This window comes from Streptomyces sp. Rer75 (genome assembly GCF_013414305.1).
Lineage (GTDB): Bacteria > Actinomycetota > Actinomycetes > Streptomycetales > Streptomycetaceae > Streptomyces > Streptomyces himastatinicus.
The window spans coordinates 9770142-9788693 of record NZ_CP058693.1; the positions used below are offsets into that span (position 1 = coordinate 9770142).

The 18552-nt window shown below is 72.0% G+C and carries 14 protein-coding genes; 10 read left to right on the forward strand and 4 right to left on the reverse strand.

The annotated features are described in order from the left end of the window. Window positions 1–157 precede the first annotated feature (157 nt). Window positions 158–952, forward strand: coding sequence for a SigB/SigF/SigG family RNA polymerase sigma factor (locus HYQ63_RS41200; protein ID WP_179939149.1), 795 nt, complete (start codon window positions 158–160; stop codon window positions 950–952). 352 nt (window positions 953–1304) lie between these two features. Here HYQ63_RS41200 and HYQ63_RS41205 read toward each other — a convergent pair whose 3' ends face one another. Then, a complete protein-coding gene (locus HYQ63_RS41205) occupies window positions 1305–2318 on the reverse strand; it encodes a LacI family DNA-binding transcriptional regulator (RefSeq protein WP_179939150.1) in 1014 nt (337 codons plus the stop codon). A 110-nt stretch (window positions 2319–2428) separates the two neighbouring features. On the opposite strand from HYQ63_RS41205, the gene HYQ63_RS41210 reads away from it, so the two are divergent. From HYQ63_RS41210 to HYQ63_RS41230, 5 genes are all read left to right on the forward strand, one after another. Further along, the gene (locus HYQ63_RS41210) at window positions 2429–3583 is read left to right on the forward strand and encodes a Gfo/Idh/MocA family protein (RefSeq protein WP_179939151.1); all 1155 of its coding nucleotides are present in this window, start codon (window positions 2429–2431) and stop codon (window positions 3581–3583) included. After that, on the forward strand, window positions 3580–4578 hold the full coding sequence (locus tag HYQ63_RS41215; RefSeq protein WP_179939152.1) for a Gfo/Idh/MocA family oxidoreductase: 999 nt from the start codon (window positions 3580–3582) through the stop codon (window positions 4576–4578). The genes HYQ63_RS41210 and HYQ63_RS41215 overlap by 4 nt, the downstream gene beginning before the upstream one ends. 3 nt (window positions 4579–4581) lie before the next feature. Next, a complete protein-coding gene (locus tag HYQ63_RS41220; protein ID WP_179939153.1) occupies window positions 4582–5613 on the forward strand; it encodes a Gfo/Idh/MocA family protein in 1032 nt (343 codons plus the stop codon). A gap of 104 nt (window positions 5614–5717) precedes the next feature. Continuing rightward, window positions 5718–6086, forward strand: coding sequence for a CU044_2847 family protein (locus HYQ63_RS41225; protein WP_179939154.1), 369 nt, complete (start codon window positions 5718–5720; stop codon window positions 6084–6086). Further along, window positions 6064–10428, forward strand: coding sequence for a serine protease (locus HYQ63_RS41230; protein WP_179939155.1), 4365 nt, complete (start codon window positions 6064–6066; stop codon window positions 10426–10428). The genes HYQ63_RS41225 and HYQ63_RS41230 overlap by 23 nt, the downstream gene beginning before the upstream one ends. 21 nt (window positions 10429–10449) lie before the next feature. On the opposite strand, the gene HYQ63_RS41235 is transcribed toward HYQ63_RS41230, so the two are convergent. Beyond that, window positions 10450–11007 carry an NAD(P)H-dependent oxidoreductase gene (locus tag HYQ63_RS41235; protein ID WP_179939156.1) on the reverse strand — a complete coding sequence of 186 codons (558 nt, stop codon included), beginning with the start codon at window positions 11005–11007 and terminating at the stop codon, window positions 10450–10452. Between the two features lie 98 nt (window positions 11008–11105). Here HYQ63_RS41235 and HYQ63_RS41240 point away from each other — a divergent pair, with 98 nt between their 5' ends. Then, the gene (locus tag HYQ63_RS41240) at window positions 11106–11786 is read left to right on the forward strand and encodes a TetR/AcrR family transcriptional regulator (RefSeq protein WP_179939157.1); all 681 of its coding nucleotides are present in this window, start codon (window positions 11106–11108) and stop codon (window positions 11784–11786) included. Window positions 11787–11814: 28 nt separating this feature from the next. Here the strand turns inward: HYQ63_RS41240 and HYQ63_RS41245 are convergent, their stop codons facing one another. Continuing rightward, window positions 11815–13068, reverse strand: a complete 1254-nt coding sequence (locus tag HYQ63_RS41245) for an MFS transporter (protein WP_179939158.1) — start codon at window positions 13066–13068, stop codon at window positions 11815–11817. A 135-nt stretch (window positions 13069–13203) separates the two neighbouring features. On the opposite strand from HYQ63_RS41245, the gene HYQ63_RS41250 reads away from it, so the two are divergent. From HYQ63_RS41250 to HYQ63_RS41260, 3 genes are all read left to right on the forward strand, one after another. Then, window positions 13204–14133: a LysR family transcriptional regulator gene (locus tag HYQ63_RS41250; RefSeq protein ID WP_179939159.1), complete on the forward strand. Its 930-nt coding sequence runs from the start codon at window positions 13204–13206 to the stop codon at window positions 14131–14133. 108 nt (window positions 14134–14241) lie between these two features. Continuing rightward, the gene (locus HYQ63_RS41255; RefSeq protein ID WP_179939160.1) at window positions 14242–15228 is read left to right on the forward strand and encodes a formylglycine-generating enzyme family protein; all 987 of its coding nucleotides are present in this window, start codon (window positions 14242–14244) and stop codon (window positions 15226–15228) included. A gap of 171 nt (window positions 15229–15399) precedes the next feature. Further along, entirely contained in the window at window positions 15400–17667 is a 2268-nt protein-coding gene (locus tag HYQ63_RS41260) for an arylsulfatase (protein WP_179939161.1), read from the forward strand. Between the two features lie 87 nt (window positions 17668–17754). Here the strand turns inward: HYQ63_RS41260 and HYQ63_RS41265 are convergent, their stop codons facing one another. After that, entirely contained in the window at window positions 17755–18552 is a 798-nt protein-coding gene (locus HYQ63_RS41265) for an SDR family NAD(P)-dependent oxidoreductase (protein ID WP_179939162.1), read from the reverse strand.

An 18552-nucleotide genomic window follows, 5' to 3' on the forward strand; every position in this document is an offset into this window, starting at 1 on the left:
TTTGCGGGTGCTGGAGCCGGGCAGGCGCATGGTGTGCTTCGGAACAGAGGCACGCCCACGGGAGCAGCTCGGCTGCTCGGGGTGTGCTCTGTTCAGCGCCCCCGGCAGGCGGATTTCTCCCAGGTGCTACCGCCCACGTTCACAGGGAGATCGGCGCATGACTGTCGTACGCACACGGAGCAAGCACTCGCACGATGACGCTCCCGACACCGCCGTCGAGTTCCGGCGCATTGCCACTCTGCCCGAGGGTCCCGAGAAGGAGGCGCTGCGGCAGGAAGTCGTACGGGCCTGGATGCCGATGGCGGAGCGGCTGGCCCGGCAGTTCCGCAACCGCGGTGAGTCCGCGGACGATCTGCGGCAGGTCGCGATGCTCGGCCTGGTCAAGGCCGTGAAGCGGTATGAGCCGGACCGCGGCAGCGCGTTCGCGAGCTATGCCGTGCCGACCATCGTGGGGGAGATCAAGCGCCACTTCCGGGACCACATGTGGGGCGTGCACGTGCCGCGCCGGGTCCAGGAGTTGCGCAACCGTGTGCGCGCCGCCGCCCAGGAGCTCACGCGCACCCCGGACGACCGTTCCCCGAGTGTGTCGGACATCGCCGAGCACACCGGGATGAGCGAGGAGGACGTCCTGCTGGGGATGGAGGCGATGGAGAGCTTCTCGGCGCTGTCCCTGGACGCCGAACTGCCGGGCGCCGAGGACGGCTACTCCCTGGCCGACACCCTCGGCGCACCGGAGCCCTCCTACGACCGGGTCATCCAGCGCGAGGCCCTCAAGCCGAGGCTGCGTGCCCTGCCCGAACGCGAGCGGCACATCCTCTACCTGCGCTTCTTCCGCGAGGAGACGCAGGGCCGCATCGCCGAACAGCTCGGCATCTCCCAGATGCACGTCTCCCGGCTGATCAACCGGACCTGCGCCCGGCTGCACGACCAGATCGAGGCCCCGGCGGCGTAATGACGCCCGACCTCGAAGACGTGGCAGCCGCCCTGGACGCTCGCCGCCTGGCGACCTCGATGAGGTGAAGCAGGCGTTCATGGGGGCCACGTGGCCTCTGGAAGCGGAGGAGACATGACGATCGCAGGCCCGCATCTTGCGGCGGTGGGTGACTCATCATGCACGTCGTGCACGAGCGCGCCGTCATCCGACGAGCACGAACGGCCGGAGACTGCGCGCGAGCGCGTCAACCGGCTCCGGTATCGATCCACCGCTTTCTCTCCGGGCTTCGCATGAAGGATGAGATCGTGGAAGCTGCCGGCCGACTCAGCGCAAGTCCCGACGGCGCGTCGGCTGATTCCCCCCAGGCGGCTCAGACGCCCGCGTCGGGCGCGGGTGGCGCCGTGGTGCCCCGTACTTCGAGGGTCGGCGGCGAGAGGACGGTCTCCGCCGGACGCGCCGGATCCGCGATCCGGTCCAGGAGGTGCTGCGCGGCGCGGCGGCCGACGTCATGGCTGGCGTTGTCCACCGTGGTCAGCCACAGGTGCCGCAGGCGTGACAGGTAGGTGTTGTCGTACCCGACGAGGGAGAGGTCCCGCGGGACCTGGAGGCCGGACTCCTCGGCTGCCGACAGGGCGCCGACGCAGGCGATGTCGTTGAAGGCGAAAACCGCACTCGGCCGCGGCGGGGAGCTGAGCAGTCGGACCATGGCCCGGTAGCCGCCCTCTTCGGTCAGGTCACCCTGCTCGACGAGCGCCGTGTCGGCCAGGCCCTGCTCGCGCATGACCGTCTCGAAGCTGCGCCGTCGCAGCTCGCCGACGACGCCCTGGCCCGCGATGTGGGCGATGCGGCGGTGGCCGAGTCCGATGAGGTGCTCGGTGGCCAGGCGCGCGCCGTGCTCGTCGTCGTTGGCGACGACGTCGACGCGGGGGAGCACCGGTTCGCGGGCGCCCGCCACCACGGTGGGGATGTGGGTGGCCGCGGCGCGCAGCACGTTCGAGGGGGGCAGGGTGCCCACGGCTATCAGTCCGTCGACCCGCAGTTCGGTGAAGGTGCGGGTGAGGTCCTCGCCGAGCCGTCGGTTGAGGTGGCCGTCGGCGAGCAGCATGTGCAGGCCGCTGTCGTGGAGACGGGAGTTCATGCCGTCCAGCAGCTCCACGAACCAGGGGTTGCGCATGTCGTTCAGCAGCACGCCGACCGAGCGGGTGCGGCGCTCGCTCAGACTGCGGGCGGCGGCGTTGGGCCGGTAGCCGAGATCCTCGACGGCGGCCAGCACGGCCTGCCGCTTCTCGGGGCTCACCTGATCGGAGCCGCGCAGCACCAGGGAGACCAGCGATTTCGACACGCCGACCCGTTCGGCCACGTCACGGATCGTCGGGGGTCTCATGGATGGACCGTTCCACAGGCCGGTGGGGGGTGTCAAAGGCATTGACACGAGGGAGGACGGGATTCAGGGTGAGGTGGAGCAAGAATGGAACGGTCCAATGAAGGGCAGTCATGGCCAGCACGCTCGGCGTTGCCGTCGTGGGATTCGGGTGGATGGGCCGGGTGCACACCCAGGCGTACGCCCGTGTCCCGCACCACTTCCCGCACCTGGGCGCACGCCCGCAGCTGATCTCGGTGGCGGAGGCGGTGCCCGGCCGGGCCGAGGAGGCCGCGGCGCAGTTCGGGTTCGCCTCGGCCACCCGCGACTGGCGCGAGGTCGCGCAGGACCCGCGGGTGCAGGCCGTCAGCATCACCGCGCCGAACTTCCTCCACCGCGAGATCGGTGTCGCGATGGCCGAGGCCGGGAAGCACATCTGGATCGAGAAGCCGGTCGGCCTGACCACCGACGACGCCCGCGCGGTGGCCGACGCCGTCGCCGCGGCCGGTGTGCAGGGAGCGGTCGGCTTCAACTACCGCAACGCTCCCGCCGTCGAGGCGGCCCGCGAGCTCATCGCCTCCGGTGAACTGGGCACGGTCACCCACGCCCGCGTCCGTCTCTTCAGCGACTACGCGGCCCACCCGGACGGCGCGCTGACCTGGCGGTACGAGCGGGCGCGCGGGGGCAGCGGAGTGCTGGGCGACCTGGCCTCGCACGGCGCGGACCTGGCCCGCTTCCTGCTGGGCGACATCGCCGCCCTGACCGCCGACACCGCGGTCTTCGTCCCCGAGCGGGCCCGTCCGACCGGTGCCACCGCCGGTCACACCCTGGCCACCGGTGGCGAACGCGGCCCGGTCGAGAACGAGGACTACGTCAACTGCCTGCTGCGCTTCGCCTCCGGCGCCCGCGGTGTGCTGGAGGCCTGCCGGGTCTCGGTCGGCGAGCAGAACAACTACGGCTTCGAGGTGCACGGCACCAAGGGCGCGGTGTTCTGGGACTTCCGCCGGATGAACGAGCTGGGCGTGAGCCGCGGCACGACCTACCAGGACCAGCCGGTCAGCACGGTGCACGTCGGCCCGGGCGCCGGTGAGTACGGCGCCTTCCAGCCGGGCGCGGCGACCAGCATGGGCTACGACGACCTCAAGGTGATCGAGGCGTACCGCTTCCTGCGCTCGATCACCGAGGGCACACCGCACGGGGCCACCCTGGACGACGCCGTGCACAGCGCGGCCGTACTGGACGCCATGACGCAGTCCGTCGACAGCGGAGCGTGGGTGAACCTGGCATGAGCGGCGTACGCATCGGCGTGATCGGCGCGGGCAACATGGGCGCCGACCACGTCGCCACGCTCCATGGCCACGTCTCCGGCGCCGAGGTCACGCGGGTCGCGGACATCGACAAGGAGCGTGCGGCCTCCGTCGCCGGCGCCGTGCCCGGCGCCCGGGCCACGGACGATGCCTACGCGGTGATCGACGACCCGGAGGTCGACGCCGTCGTCATCGCCTCGCACGACACCACCCACGCCGACCTGTCCCTCGCCGCGGTACGGGCCGGGAAGCCGGTGCTGTGCGAGAAGCCACTCGCCCCCACGCTCGAGGAGTGCGTGCGGGTCGTCCGGGAGGAGCGGCGGGCCGGAGGGGGACTGATCTCCCTCGGGTTCATGCGCCGCTTCGACCCCGCCCACACGGAACTCAAGGCCGCCGTCTCCGCCGGGGAGTGCGGCAGCCCGCTGCTCGTGCGCTGCGTCAGCCGGGGCGTGTCCTCCGCGCCCGGCTGCACCGATGAGCTGAGCATCACCGGGTCCGCCATCCATGAATTCGACACCGTGCCGTGGCTGCTCGGCTCGCCCGTCACCGAGGTCAGCTGGCATGCGCCGCGCTCCACGGCGGCGGTGTCCGGCTTCCGGGACCCCCAGCTGATCCTGCTGCACACGGCCGACGGCGCCCTCACCACCGTCGAGGTCTTCCTCAACGCCCGCTACGGCTACGACATCCGCTGCGAGGTGGTGGGCGAACACGGCACCGTTGCCCTCACCCATCCGGCCCGGATCGTGGCGGACTCGGCCCGGACCCGGTCCCGCGGCTACCCCGCCGACTGGCGCCCCCGGTTCGCCGACGCCTACCGGCTCGAACTCCAGGCATGGACCGACACGGTGCGCACGGGAGCCGCGTCGCCTATGGCCACGGCCCATGACGGGCTGGTGGCATCCGCGGTGGCCGGGGCCGTCATCGCGTCCATGGAGGACGGTGGCAGGACCATCCCCGTGCAGGTCCCGGAGGTCTGACCCATGCCCGCCGCTCCCACCACCCTGCCCGCCGCCCGCACCCCGGACCCGATGGACGCCCCCGCCCTGCGCTGGGGCGTCATGGGCACCGGCTGGATCGCGGAGCGTTTCGTCCGCTCCGTCCGGAGGCACACCCGACAGCGGTTCACGGCCGTGGCCTCCCGCGACGCCGCCCGCGCCGAGGACTTCGCGGGCCGCCACGGCATTCCCGGGTCCTACGGCTCGTACGAGGACCTCGCCGCCGCGCCCGACGTCGACGTCGTGTACATCGCCACCGAGCACACCGCCCATCTCGCCTGCGCCCGGATCGCACTGGAGGGCGGCAAGCACATCCTGGTGGAGAAGCCGATCGGCCTGGACGCCGCCCAGGCAGCCGAAATCGCCGAACTCGCCACCGGGCAAGGGCGGTTCTGCGCCGAGGCGCTGTGGACGTTCTTCCTGCCCAAGTTCGACGTCATCCGCCAGATCCTCGACTCCGGTGCCCTCGGCGAGATTCACACCGTGTTGGCGGACCTCGGCGAGCACTTCACCCCCGAACACCGCATCCTGCGCCCCGAACTGGCGGGCGGCCCGTTGCTGGACCTCGGCACCTACCCCGTCTCCCTGGCCACCTGGGTCCTGGGCCCACCGGCGGAGGCGCTGGCCTCGGGGCAGCCCCACCCCGCAGGCGTGAACGGCCAGACGTCGGCGATCCTCCGCGGCCCGCACGGCAGCCAGGCCGTCCTGCACACCACGTTGTTCAGCGACACCCCCACCACCGCCACCATCGCCGGCACCCGGGCCACCCTCAGCCTGCCCGGCCCCTTCTACCAGCCCGGCGACCTCGTCCTCACTCCGTCGGGCAGCGGCAGGCGGATGACGTACACCGAACCGCAAAGCGCCCACGACGCCCTGCACTTCGAGGCCGCCGAGGTGGCCCGGTGCATCGCCGCGGGCCTGCGGGAGACCCCGTTGCGGCCCCTGGAGGATTCGATCGTCACGCTGCGGGCGATGGATGAGATCCGCAGGCTGTGCGGCATCACCTTTGACCAGTAACTCTGGTCCCCGTTTGGCTCGTTCATTTCGGTGACGTCGCGCCCGTCGGCGGATACGGTCTGGTAGGACCGCTTTTTCAGCACCACAGGACGGGTCCCAGCGCCATGACAGCCATCACCACGATCGAACTCGACGACGGCTCACTCCTGCGGGTGGAGACGACCACGCCCACCCCATCCCGCCCGGCATCCGGCGCCCCGTACGAACCCATCGGCAGGCCACGGATGGCAGACGCCGTCGGGGACGCCGCCGACACCTTGCGCAACGCGGTGGACCGGGTGCGCCCGGCCGTCCAGGATGTCGTCGACTCGCTGCGCACGATGTCGTCCCGCCCGGACCGGATCACGCTGGAGTTCGGCATGAAGGTGACCGCCGAGGCCGGTGTGGTCCTCGCCAAAACCGCCGGCGAGGCGCACTTCACCGTGGGAGTCGAATGGGGGCCCGGCGAGCGTGACCGAACCGATGCGCCCTAGTTCTCTGCCGCGTCAGGCCCGGTACGAGCGGGGCGCCGCCCGGGTGTTCGGCTCGGACGGGGTGGTCGCCGGTGCGGGCTTCCTCGTGGCCGACCGGCTGGTGTGCACCTGTGCCCACGTGGTGCAGGAGTCGGGAGGGGGCCGTCCCGAGGGACCGGTTTCCGTGGACTTTCCGCTGCTCACCGGGGCCGACGCGGGAGCCCCGGTCGTCGCCGAGGTGGAATCCTGGAGGCCGGAGGACGACGTCGCGGTCCTGCGCCTGGCCGAGGCGGTGGACGGTACGGAACCGCTGCCGTTCGTGGACGGCACAGGCGATGAGTGGGGCGGCGAGATCCGCGCCTTCGGTTTCCCCGAGGACGCGCCACGCGGGGTGAACGCCACCGGCGTTCTGCGCGGTCGGCAGCGTGCCGACAGGCTCCAGCTCGACCTGGCGGCGCACGGAGTGCCCATCGGGCGGGGGTTCAGCGGGGCCGCGGTCTGGGACGTGACGGGCGGCGCCGTGGTCGGGATGCTGGTCACCCGCGGGCGGTACGGCATCAGCGGCACCGCATATCTGATCCCGGTGGACCGGCTCCTCGGATCGGATGTGTCCCTGCCCTGTCCGTTCCGCGGTCTGGACAGGTTCGAGGAGGGCGACGCCCGGTACTTCCACGGCCGGGAGAACGAGGTGCGCGAGCTGGTGGCGGCGCTGGACTCCCAGCCCCTCACCGTCCTGGTCGGCCCCTCGGGCAGCGGTAAGTCGTCCCTGCTCAGAGCCGGGTTGCTGGCGGACCTGCGGCGTCGTCGCACGCCGTCGGCACTGCGGGTGCCCCAGCCCGCCGACGTATCCGGCGCCACGCCCGAGCACGCCGACGCCTGGGTCGCCGAGGCCGTCACCGCTGTGTGGCACGGTGCGGTGCCCGACACAGCCGCCCGCCAGGAGCGCCTTGCCGCGGTGCGCGAGGCGTGCGCCGGGTCCGAGGCGGAGCGGATCGCCCTGCGGGGCCGACTGTGCGACGAACTCGGGCCGAGGGGCGCCGTGCTCCTTCTCGACCAGTTCGAGGAGTACGCCGCCGACTCGCCGCACGGAGCGCTGCGGGCCTTCCACCTGCTGTCGGCACTGGCGCAGGCCCCCGACCCGGCACAGGGCGGCGGACTGCGCGTCGTGCTGACCGCGCGGCCCGCCACCCTGGAGGCGCTCACCGCGGCCGACACCTCGGCATCGCTGGGCCGTGCGGTGACGTTCCTCGCCCCGATGACCGAGGAGGCGCTCACCCGCGCCGTCGAGGAACCGGTCAGGACCGTGCCCGGGCTCCGCCTCGAGGACGGCCTGATCCGGCGTCTGGTGAACGACGCCGTCGGCGAGCCGGGCTGCCTGCCGCTGCTCCAGTTCACACTCACCCAGCTGTGGCGCCGCCGCGAGGCCAACACCCTGACGCACGCCGCATACGAGGAGATCGGCGGCGTCGGGGGTGCCCTGGCCGCGTACGCCGACACCACCCTCGACCAGTGCCTCGCGCGCAGTGGCACGGCCGAGGACGCCGCCCGTCGCCTCTTCCAGCAGCTCGCCCGGCCCGACGGCCGGGGAGGGTTCACCCGCCGCGCCCTGCCGACCCATCAATTGCCCGCTGAACAGGCGGAGTTGGCGCGCACGCTGGCCGGGCGTCGCCTCCTCGTATGGGATGTCGCGCAACGCGCCGCCGACGAGGGCTCCGGCGGCACCGTGCACGTGGTCCACGAGGCGCTGCTCCGGGAGTGGCCGCGCGTGGCGGGCTGGCTGCGCGACGGCGCCGAGTTCCGCGAGTGGCAGGACCGCACCGCGGGGGACGCCGCCGAATGGGAGGAGCGCGGTCGGCCCGCGGGACTGCTGCCGCACGGGGTGCGCCTGGCCCAGGGCTTGGAGTGGCTGAGTGTCCGCCCCGAAGACCTCACCGACCTCGAACGGGCCTACTTGGAGGCGGGGCGACGGCGGCAGTGGCGGGGGCTGCGACGCCTCTGGGGCCTCACCGGACTCGTCACCGCACTGGCGCTGGTGGCAACGGCACTCGCGGTGGACACCTACCGGGCCCGTCAACGGGACCTGCGCGAGCTGCGCACGGCCGCTGCCACAGAGCTGAGCGAACTGTCCGGCGACACGGCGGAGCGCTCACCGGACAGCGCGTTCCGCTACGCCGCGGGCGCCTGGCAGGCGCGGCACACGCCGGAGGCGCAGCAGGCGCTGTTCGGCCAGTACGTCCGTGCGCACGACGTCGTGTCCTCGCACAGCGGGCTGTGGCGGGGCTCGGCACGGTCGATGAAGGCGACACCGGACGGCCGGACTCTCGTGGTGATCTCCCAGCCGGACGGCAGGGCCGCCTTGGACGTCACGGCCGTCACCGGTGCCCGCGAGGGAGGACCACGCGCGACACGGCTGCGCGGCGTACCCGCCGACCTCGGATTGGGCGGCCTTCAGGACGCGGTCAGCGACGACGGCCGGCGCTACGCGATGGCGACGGCGGACGGGAGCGTCCTGCTCTGGAACCTGACCGATACCGTCCCCCGGCCGCACACCGTGTCCGGTCCGTTGGCCGACCGCGGGGACGCCTACGAGACATCGGTGGACTTCTCCGAGGACGGCAAGCGCCTGCTGCACTTCTTCCGCTTCGAGGAGCCGCGCCCCGAGGACGCCGGACGACGGGCGCTGGTGCGTCTGTGGGACGCGGCAACCGGCCGGAAACTGCCCGTGTCCCAACGGTCCGTGGACCGGCAGGAGCCCCAGGAGCCCAGATCCGCCTGGCTGCTCGGGAACGGGGACCGGCTCGCCGTGACCGCCGGCCGACGGGTGAGCGGCGGGCGGCAGTCACGCTACGAGCGCTCTCTCGATGTTCATGCCACCGAAACCGGCGAACGCGTCCGCCGGGTCTACCGGCAGGCGGACGCCATGGGAGAGCAGCAGGCCGACCGGGGGCGCGGTGTCTGGGTGATGCCGCGGGACGGCGCCGCCCGCTGGTACTCCGTGGTTCCCGGAGCGCATCAGCCGAGCGGCACGCTCGCGGGGAGCATCAGGGGCGTGGACGAGACGGGAACCCACCTCGTCCACGAGAACGGCACGACGTCGGCCCAGCGGGGCGATTTCCGGCGCGTCACGATCCTCGACGCACGCGGCGACCACCGTTACTGGACCGCCACGGTGCCGGGCAAGGCGCAATCCATGGGTGTCGCGGTCGCCGGAAGCGGCCCGGGCCCGCGCACGCTGCTCACCGCCGAGGGCAACTCCCTGCTTCGGGTGCGGGCCGCACCGGCGCCCCCGCCGCTTCAGGCGCGTAACGACGACACGCTGGGGACCACCGATGCCGCCCTCGCCGCGGAACCCGACGGCCCGCGCACCGCACGCCTGTACCGGGGGCGGCTCGAGGTGCTGGGTCCCGGCGTCCAGCGGCGCGACACGCTCCTTTCCGAGCGCGTCCGCAAGCAGAAGGACCTCGCCCTCCGCCTGCTCTGGGTCGCTCGCAAGGGCGCGGACGCGCTGCTGGTCTGGTCCGAGAAGTCCACCACCGCGCTCCTGTACGACGCCGACACCCTGCGCCCGCGCGGGAGGGTCACGTGGGACTGCGGCCGGGCAGGCAGCCCGGTCTGGAACGCGCCGCAGGACATCGTGCAGACGGCCGGAGGTGAACTGGTACTCCTCTGCCGGGGCGGCAGCCTGGTCCGGCTCGACCCGCGCACCGGAGTCCAGAGCGGCGGCCCCGTCCACCTGGAGCGGACCCCGCCGGAATCGGGCGCCATTCCCGAAACAGGCCAGCTCACCCCGAGGCCGGGCCGCCGCGACCACGTGGCGGTGGTCATGGACCCATGGCGGGAGCGCGGCCGGGCCGAGGTGTGGGACGCGCGGCGCGGCACCCGCGTCGCACGGCTCGAAGGCGCCCCGCTCCGCTACAACGGGACGGACTGGCTGGCCTTCACCCCCGACGGCGACCGGCTTGCCGCGCTCGAAGAGGACCGCAGGGTGGCGTGGTGGCGGGTGGACGACGAGCACAGGGAGCCCCGGACCCGTCGTCTGGAGGAGGCCGGGGGACTCCTGGGCGTGGCGGGTGACGGAACCCTCGTCGTCAGCTTCGTGGGGCACATCGGTCTGGTCTCTCCCGGCGGTGAGCTGCTCGGCCGCCTCGAAGGGCCTGCGGCGGAAAGCCCGGCCGCCTGGCGCCTCGCCGGCGGTACGCTGCGCCTGCTCAGCCCCGACGACGACCTGACCCTCCGCCTTTCCCCGGGCCAATGGCACCGGACCGTGTGCTCAGCCCTGCAAGGCCCCTACACCCCCGCCCAGCGCGCCGCCCCGCGTCTGGGGGTGTCTCGGGACATAGAGCCGTGCCCGGGTGACGAGTGACCCATGTCTGCACGGGCTCGGTCAGGCGGCGGCCTCCGCATGGCCGTGCAGGCGCGCGACCACCTCGGTCAGCTGCGTGGCGACTTCGGCGTCATCGGCCGGGTGGGTCTCCGCGAAGCGGGTCACCGAACCGGGGATGGAGAGCTTGATGTCCTCCAGCACCTTGCCACCGGCGATGCCCGCGGCCTTGCGGGTCTCGTCCTGCGCCCACACACCGCCGTACTGGCCGAAGGCGGTGCCGACGACGGCGACCGGCTTGCCGCCGAAGGCACCGGCGCCGAACGGGCGGGACAGCCAGTCGATGGCGTTCTTCAGGACGGCCGGGATGGTGCCGTTGTACTCGGGCGAGACGAGCAGGAAGGCGTCCGCGGACTGCGCGGCCTCGCGCAGCTTGGCGGCGGCGGCCGGGACCTCGTCCTTGACGTCGATGTCCTCGTTGTAGAACGGGATCTCGGCCAGGCCCTCGAAGATCTCCACGTCCGCGCCCTCGGGGGCGAACGTGACGGCCGCCTCGGCGAGCTGGCGGTTGTGCGAACCGGCGCGAAGGCTGCCGACGAGCGCAAGAATACGAACGGACATACGAACTCCACGGTGCTGAAATGTGCCACTGTCATCCGGACCGAGGTCCGTTTAATGTTGTAGCAGCTAACCGGACCACGGTCCAGTTTTCTTGTCCCGTGCTTTACGCTGTTTTCATGTCCAGCGCCCTGCCACCTTTGCCGACGCCACAACAGCCGCTCGGCGAGCCCGAGTTGCTCCAGCTCAGCACCGCCGGGGACGAGCCGTGCCTGCGGGCCGACGCGGCGCGCAACCGGGCCCGGCTGCTGGAGGCCGCCGCCCGGCTGATCGCCGAGCACGGTGCCGCCGGGGTGACGATGGAGGCGGTGGCCGCCGCCGCCCGGGTGGGCAAGGGGACCGTCTTCCGCCGCTTCGGCGACCGCACCGGACTCCTGATGGCGCTGCTGGATCATTCCGCGAAGACGCTTCAGGCCGACTTCCTCGGCGGGCCGCCGCCGCTGGGTCCCGGAGCGCCGCCCGAGGAGCGGCTGCGGGCGTTCGGCGTGGCGGTGCTGCACCGCTCGGCGGAGCAGCTGGACCTGCAACTGGCGGCCGAGCCGGAGCCCGCTCGCCGGTTCGCCCACCCGTCGGCCCAGGCGCTCACCACGCACGTCACGGTCCTGCTGCGGCAGATCACACCCAACGCCGACTGTGATCTCCTGGCCCAGGTGCTGATGGGATATCTCGACCCTGCCCTGGTCCACCACCTGACCCGGCAGCGCGGGATGCCCCTGGAGCGGCTGGAAGCGGGCTGGGCCGACCTGGTCGCCCGGGTGACGGGTACGGAGCCGGGCCCTTGAGCCCACGAACCGGCTGAGCTTTCCGGCCTCAGACGCGATCGATGGCTTCCGCGGCACCGGTGAGCCGGGGCCGGGGCGTGTTCTCCCGGCGCGGGAGCAGCAGCGGGGTCGCCAGGAGGAGGATTCCGGCGGCCGCGACCGCGGTCCGGGGGCTGGTGGCGGCGGCCAGCAGCCCCCACAGGGCGGTCATGGCCGCGATGGCGGCGCTGCTGCTGACCGACCACGCGGTCAGGGTGCGGGCGACCCGGTCGGGGCCGGTGTGGTCGAGCCGGTAGGTGGCCAGCAGGGGAGCGAACAGGCCGCAGCACGTCACCAGGCCGAGCTGAACGGCGATGACCAGCACGATCCCGGGGATACCAGGACCGACGAACGCCAGTCCCACGGGCCAGCACGCACGCAGCGCCCCGGCGGTGAGGAGCATCCTGTGCTGCCCGAACCGGGCGGCGAGCGGGCGCGCCAGGCGGGCGCCGATCAGCCCGCCGACGCAAGGGGCCGCGAACGCCAGGCCGTACTGCCAGGGGGCGAATCCGAGGTCGCCCAGCAGGAGTACGGCCAGCAGCGGCTCGGAGGCCATGATCAGACCGTTGACCACGATCGCGTTGAAGAACAGCGGGCGCAGCCCCGGGTGGGTGAGGATGTGGCGCCACCCTTCGAGCAGATCGCCCGCGCGCAGCCGCCGTGGGCCGGTGCGCGAGGGGCGCGGTTCCGTCCCGCCGATGGCGCGGATGCCCAGCGCCGAGAGCAGATAGCTGACCGCATCGGCCACGATGGTCGTCACCGGGCCGAACATCCCGATCGCGGCCCCGCCGAGGGGCGGCCCGACCACCGTCGCGGTCCATGTCGTGGACTCGAACCGGCTGTTCGCGACGAGCAGGTCCTCCGGCGGCAGGAGCGTTTTCAGATACGCGCCACTGGCGGCGTTGAAGGCGATGTTGGCCGCGGCGACGGCGACGGACACGACGAGGAGTTGTGCGAAGGTGAGCCGGCCGAGCGCGAACGCGGCGGGGACGCTCATCATCGCCGCGAACCGGACCAGGTCCATCGCCACCATGACCGGCCGCTTGCGGCGGAACTCCACCCACGGCCCGAGCGGCACCGCGACCAGGGCCCCCACGGCGCGCCCCGCGGCGGCCAGCGCCGCCACCTCCGCCGGTCCTGAATGCAGCACCAGGACCGCGATCAGGGGAAATGCGCCGAAGCCGAACCCCGTACCGTACGCGCTGACCGCATACGCCGCCCACAGCCACCCGAACCGACGCCCCAGCGCCCGTCTGCCCGCCATGCTCCATGCCCCCTCGCCGCCGACCCGCACCCACCACACGCTGACCGTCGGTATCCAAGCGAGGAGTGAGGGCCGGATCAAACAACCGATCCGCCGCACGACACAACCGGCGGTTGTGCGGATATCCTGCCCGGCGTGGATCTCGACGCCGTGCGCACCTTCGTGGCCGCCGCGGAGGCGGGGCGGTTCCAGGACGCCGCCACCGACCTGGCGGTCACCCAGCAGGCCGTCTCCAAACGCATCGCCACGCTGGAGAAGGCCCTCGCGGTGCGGCTGTTCACCCGCACCGCGAGGGGAGCGAAGCTCACCATCGACGGACAGGCGTTCCTGCCCCACGCCCGCGAACTCCTCCAGGCCGAAGCGCGGGCTGTTGCCTCCGTGTGCCCCGGCCGCCGTGCGCTGCGTGTCGATGTGATCGGCCGACGGCTCGCCCCGGCCGCCACGCTGCGCGACTTCCACCGCGCGCACCCCGAGGCCGAGCTGGACGTCGTGACCCTCGTCGACGTCGACACGGCCATCGACGCCCTCCGCTCCGGCACCATCGACGCGTCCTTCCGCGCCGTCACCATGCCCGGCCGGAAGCTCCCCGACGACATCGGCGCCACCCGCGCCTTCGACGAGCCCGTCCAATTGCTCACCGGACCGGCCCATGAACTCGCCACCGCCCGCGCGGTCATGCCCGCCGAACTCGCCGGATACCGGATCTGGATGCCCGGCCTCGTCCCCGGCACCGAGTCGACGGCCTACTACGACGACCTCGCCACCGCGTTCGGGCTGACCATCGAGATCACCGGCCCCGACTTCGGGACCGAGCCCCTGCTCGACACCGTCGCCGACTCCCGGTCCCTGGCCACCTTCGTCGGCGAACAGACACGCCTCGTCTGGCCCGCCGAGCACGACCTGCGCCGCATCCCCCTGCGCGACCCGACACCGGTCTACCCGCACTCCCTGCTGTGGCACCGCGACAACCCGCACCCGGCGCTCGACGCCCTCCGCCGCCACTTCGACTCCGGCCGGTTCGACCGCTCCGCCGCCGGGACCTGGACACCCGCCTGGGCACACTGAACCGCCGGGCGATCGCCTCGCGGTCCCGGGCCGGACACCCCCGGCGCCTCCGGCCCTGGCGGGACGTACTCTCGAGCCCACGGAACAGCAGCCGCGGTCGGAGGAACGATGTCAGGCGCATGTTGCGCCCCCAGCTCAGGGGGCAGCGACCAGGAGAACCCCGAGCCGTCCACCGCGCCGACGGTCCAGGCCCCGGAGCGGGACCGGGCGCAGGGGCTGCGCGCCATGCTGCGCATCCCCGGGGGGACGTATCTGATGGGAGGCGACGACGCCGACGCGTTCCCCGAGGATGGTGAAGGCCCGGTCCGGGAGGTGCGGATGTCGCCGTTCCGTATCGACGCCACCGCCGTCACCAACCGGCAGTTCGCGGCGTTCGTGCGCGGCAGCGGCTACCGGACCGACGCCGAGCGCTACGGCTGGTCCTTCGTGTTCTACGCACTCGTCCACCCCGGCGCCCGGCGCATGGTGCGCGACGGAACGGTGGCGCAGGCGCCCTGGTGGCTCGCGGTCGAGGGGGCGTGCTGGCGGGCGCCGTACGGCCCGGGGGCGTCATGGACCGAGCTGTCGAACCACCCCGTCGTCCACGTCTCCTGGCGCGACGCCTCCGCCTACGCGGCATGGGCGGGCAAGCGCCTGCCCACGGAGGCGGAGTGGGAGATGGCGGCGCGTGGCGGTCTGGAACGCTCCCGCTTCCCCTGGGGGAATGAGCTGCTGCCCCGCGGGCAGCACCGCTGCAACATCTGGCAGGGGAAGTTCCCGCAGGTCAACACGGGCGAGGACGGATATCTGGGGACCGCGCCGGTCAAGTCCTACCGCGCCAACAACTACGGCCTGTACAACACGTCGGGCAACGTGTGGGAATGGTGTTCCGACTGGTGGAGCACCACATGGCACGCGGCCGACCGCCCGGAGACCCGCCACGATCCGGCCGGTCCTCCCACCGGGGAGGCGAAGGTGATCCGCGGCGGCTCCTATCTGTGCCACGCGTCGTACTGCAACCGCTATCGCGTCGCCGCGCGCACGGCCAACACCCCCGACAGCAGCACCGGTCACATGGGGTTCCGCTGCGCCGCGGACCTGCCCGGCTCCCCCTGACGAACCCCATCCGCCGACCGCCCGCCCGGGCCCCGGACCGGGGGCGGGGGTGGTTGACACAGGCAACGGGAGCGGGCGAAACTGACGCCCAGATTACTGGTAAGGCCAGTTAACTGGAGCCTTTGTCCGGAACCTCCAGGGGTCTGCCGGCCGCGCAAAGGAGCGTTCTGGATGACCAACGCCTCCCCGCATACGCCGTCCGCGAGCGGGACCTTCCAAGGCAAGATCGGCACCACCTACGAGGAGTCGACCCCGTGGTGGCCCGACGAGCAGAAGCTGCCCGAGGACACGCCCAATGTCGTGGTCATCGTCCTCGACGACGTCGGCTTCTCCGACCTCGGCTGCTTCGGCTCGGACATCGACACCCCGGCCATGGACGCCCTCGCCACCGGCGGCCTCCGCTACGCGAACTTCCACACCACCACGCTGTGTTCGCCGACCCGTGCCTCGCTGCTGACCGGCCGGAACCACCACTCCGTCGGCATGCGCATGCTGTCCAACTTCGACACCGGCTTCCCCAGCGGCCGCGGACGGATCACCACGGCCGCCGCGACCCTGCCCGAGGTGCTGCGCGACAGCGGCTTCAACACCATGGCCGTGGGCAAGTGGCATCTGGCGCCGATGGAGCAGACCACCCCGTCCGGTCCGTACACGCAGTGGCCGCTGTCGCGCGGGTTCGAGCGCTACTACGGATTCCTGGAAGCCGAGACGGACAGCTTCTATCCGGAGCTGTTCTACGACAACCACGCCGTGGATCCGCCGAAGACCCCGGAAGAGGGCTACCACCTCAGCGAGGACCTGGTCGACCGGTCGATCGAATTCGTCCGCGACCAGACGTCGGTCACTCCGGACAAGCCCTTCTTCCTGTATCTGGCGTTCGGCGCGGCCCACGCCCCGCACCAGGCTCCCCAGGAGTACCTGGACAAATACCGGGGCCGGTTCGACCACGGCTGGGACGCCGAGCGTGCCACCCGGCACGCCCGCCAGATCGAACGCGGCATCCTGCCGCCCGGCACCGAACTGGCGCCGCGCAACCCCGGGGTCGTGCCCTTCGACGAGTTGTCGGACGACGAGAGGAAGCTGGCCGTACGCCTCCAGGAGGCCTACGCGGCGATGCTCGACCACACCGACCACCACATCGGGCGGCTGATGGAGTTCCTGGAGCAGATAGGCCAGATGGAGAACACCATCACCATCCTGCTCTCGGACAACGGGGCCAGCCAGGAGGGCGGACAGAAGGGTTCGCTCAACCCCACCGCGTTCCAGAACGGCATCCCCGAGGACCTGGCGGAGATGGTCGCGCGGATCGATGACATCGGCACCACGCGCGCCCACGCCAACTACCCGTGGGGCTGGGCGCAGGCGGGGAACACGCCGTTCAAGCGCTACAAGCAGAACACCCACGAAGGCGGTGTCCGCTGCCCGCTCATCGTGCAGTGGCCCCGGGGGCTGCCGCGCACCGGCGAGGTCAGGCAGCAGTTCCACCACGTCAACGACATCGTCCCGACCCTCTTCGAAACGCTCGGTGTGCAGGCCCCCGAGGTCTACAACGGCATCCCGCAACTGCCGATCCACGGCGTCAGCATGGCCTACACCTTCGGCTCGCCGACCGCGCCCACGCGCAAGGAAGCCCAGTACTTCGAGATGTTCGGGCACCGCGCGATCTGGCACGACGGCTGGAAGGCCGTCGCCTTCCACCAGCGCGGCACGTCCTTCGACGAGGACCAGTGGGAGCTGTACCACCACGACACCGACTTCTCGGAGTGCAACGACCTGGCGCGGGAGCGGCCCGAGCAACTACAGAAGATGATCGCCCGCTTCTGGGTGGAGGCGGGGAAGTACGACGTGCTGCCGCTGGACGACCAGGGGTTCGCCTACCGGGCGAAGATTCCGCGCCCCGGCTCGCCGCGCATGCGCACCACCTTCACGTACTACCCCGGCATGGCCCATCTGCCCATTGCCGCGGTGCCACCGGTGATGAACCGCGCGCACCGCATCACCGCACAGGTCGACCGGGCCACCGCGTCGGACGAGGGCGTCCTGGTGTCCCTGGGCAGCATCAGCAGCGGATACGTGCTGTACGTCAAGGACAACCGGCTGGTCTACGAGTACAACTTCCTCGGCACCCGGTACACGGTGACCTCGGAGGAAGAACTCCCCACCGGCCCGGCGGAGTTGACCTTCGAGTTCGTCAAGACCGGCGACATGCGGGGCGTCGGACACCTCTCCGTGTCGGGACGGCCGGTCGGAAGCGAGGACATTCCCCGTGTCCTCCCGCACTTCCTGGGATGGCAGGGCCTAGACATCGGCCGGGACACCCTGTCGCCCTCCTCGCCCAGCTATGAGGGCGAGTTCGCGTTCACCGGGACGCTCGAGAAGGTCGTCTTCACGGTCGCGCCGGACGAAGAGGGCACGGAGCCCTTCGAGCGCATCGACTGATACGCGCATCGACGGATACGGAACCTTGAAGGCCCCTCTTCCGGGTGAACCACCTGGAAGAGGGGCCTGAAGCATGCCCGGCGCCCGTCAGCTGGGCGGCGTGAAGCGCCCGTCGATCGCCGTCCAGCCCCCGTCCACGAAGAGCTGGCTCCCCGTGACGAAGGACGACGCGTCCGACGCGAGGTAGACGACGGCGCCGGCCAGTTCGTCCGGCCGGGACCAGCGGCCCAGGGCGCTCTTGGACGCGTAGGCCTCCGACCACTCCGGCACGGACCTGATCTGCGCGGTCAGCGGCGTGTCCACGACGCCCGGGGCGACGGTGTTCACGCGCACGCCCGACGGGCCCAGTTCGGCCGCCGCCGTCCGCAGCATCTGGACGAGTCCGGCCTTGGTGGCCGCGTACACCCCCTGCCCCGGCTCGACGGCCACCGCGCGGATCGAGCTGAAGCCGATGATGCTTCCCCCGCCGCGTTCGGCCATGCCCCGGCCGAACGCCCGCACCAGGTCGAACGATGCGCGCAGATTGAGCGCCACCACCCGCTCGAATTCCTCCGCGGTGTAGTCGAGCAGGGGCTTGCGCACATTGGTCGCGGCGGTGAAGACGAGCACGTCGACGGGGCCCAGCTCGTCGGCGGCGCGGGCGACCGCCTCGCCGTCGAGCACGTCGAGGGCGTACGGGACGAGGCCCGGTCCCATCGACGCCGACTCCGTGGCCGCCGTCAGATCGCGGTCGGCGCACACGACCGTGGCGCCGTGCGCGGCGAGGGCCAGGGCGCTCTCGCGGCCGATTCCGCTGCCCGCGCCCACCACGACGGCCTTGCGGCCATCGAGCCTGAACAGGCGGGAGTACGCCTCCACCGCATGGGTGTGGTCCTTCGTTTCCAT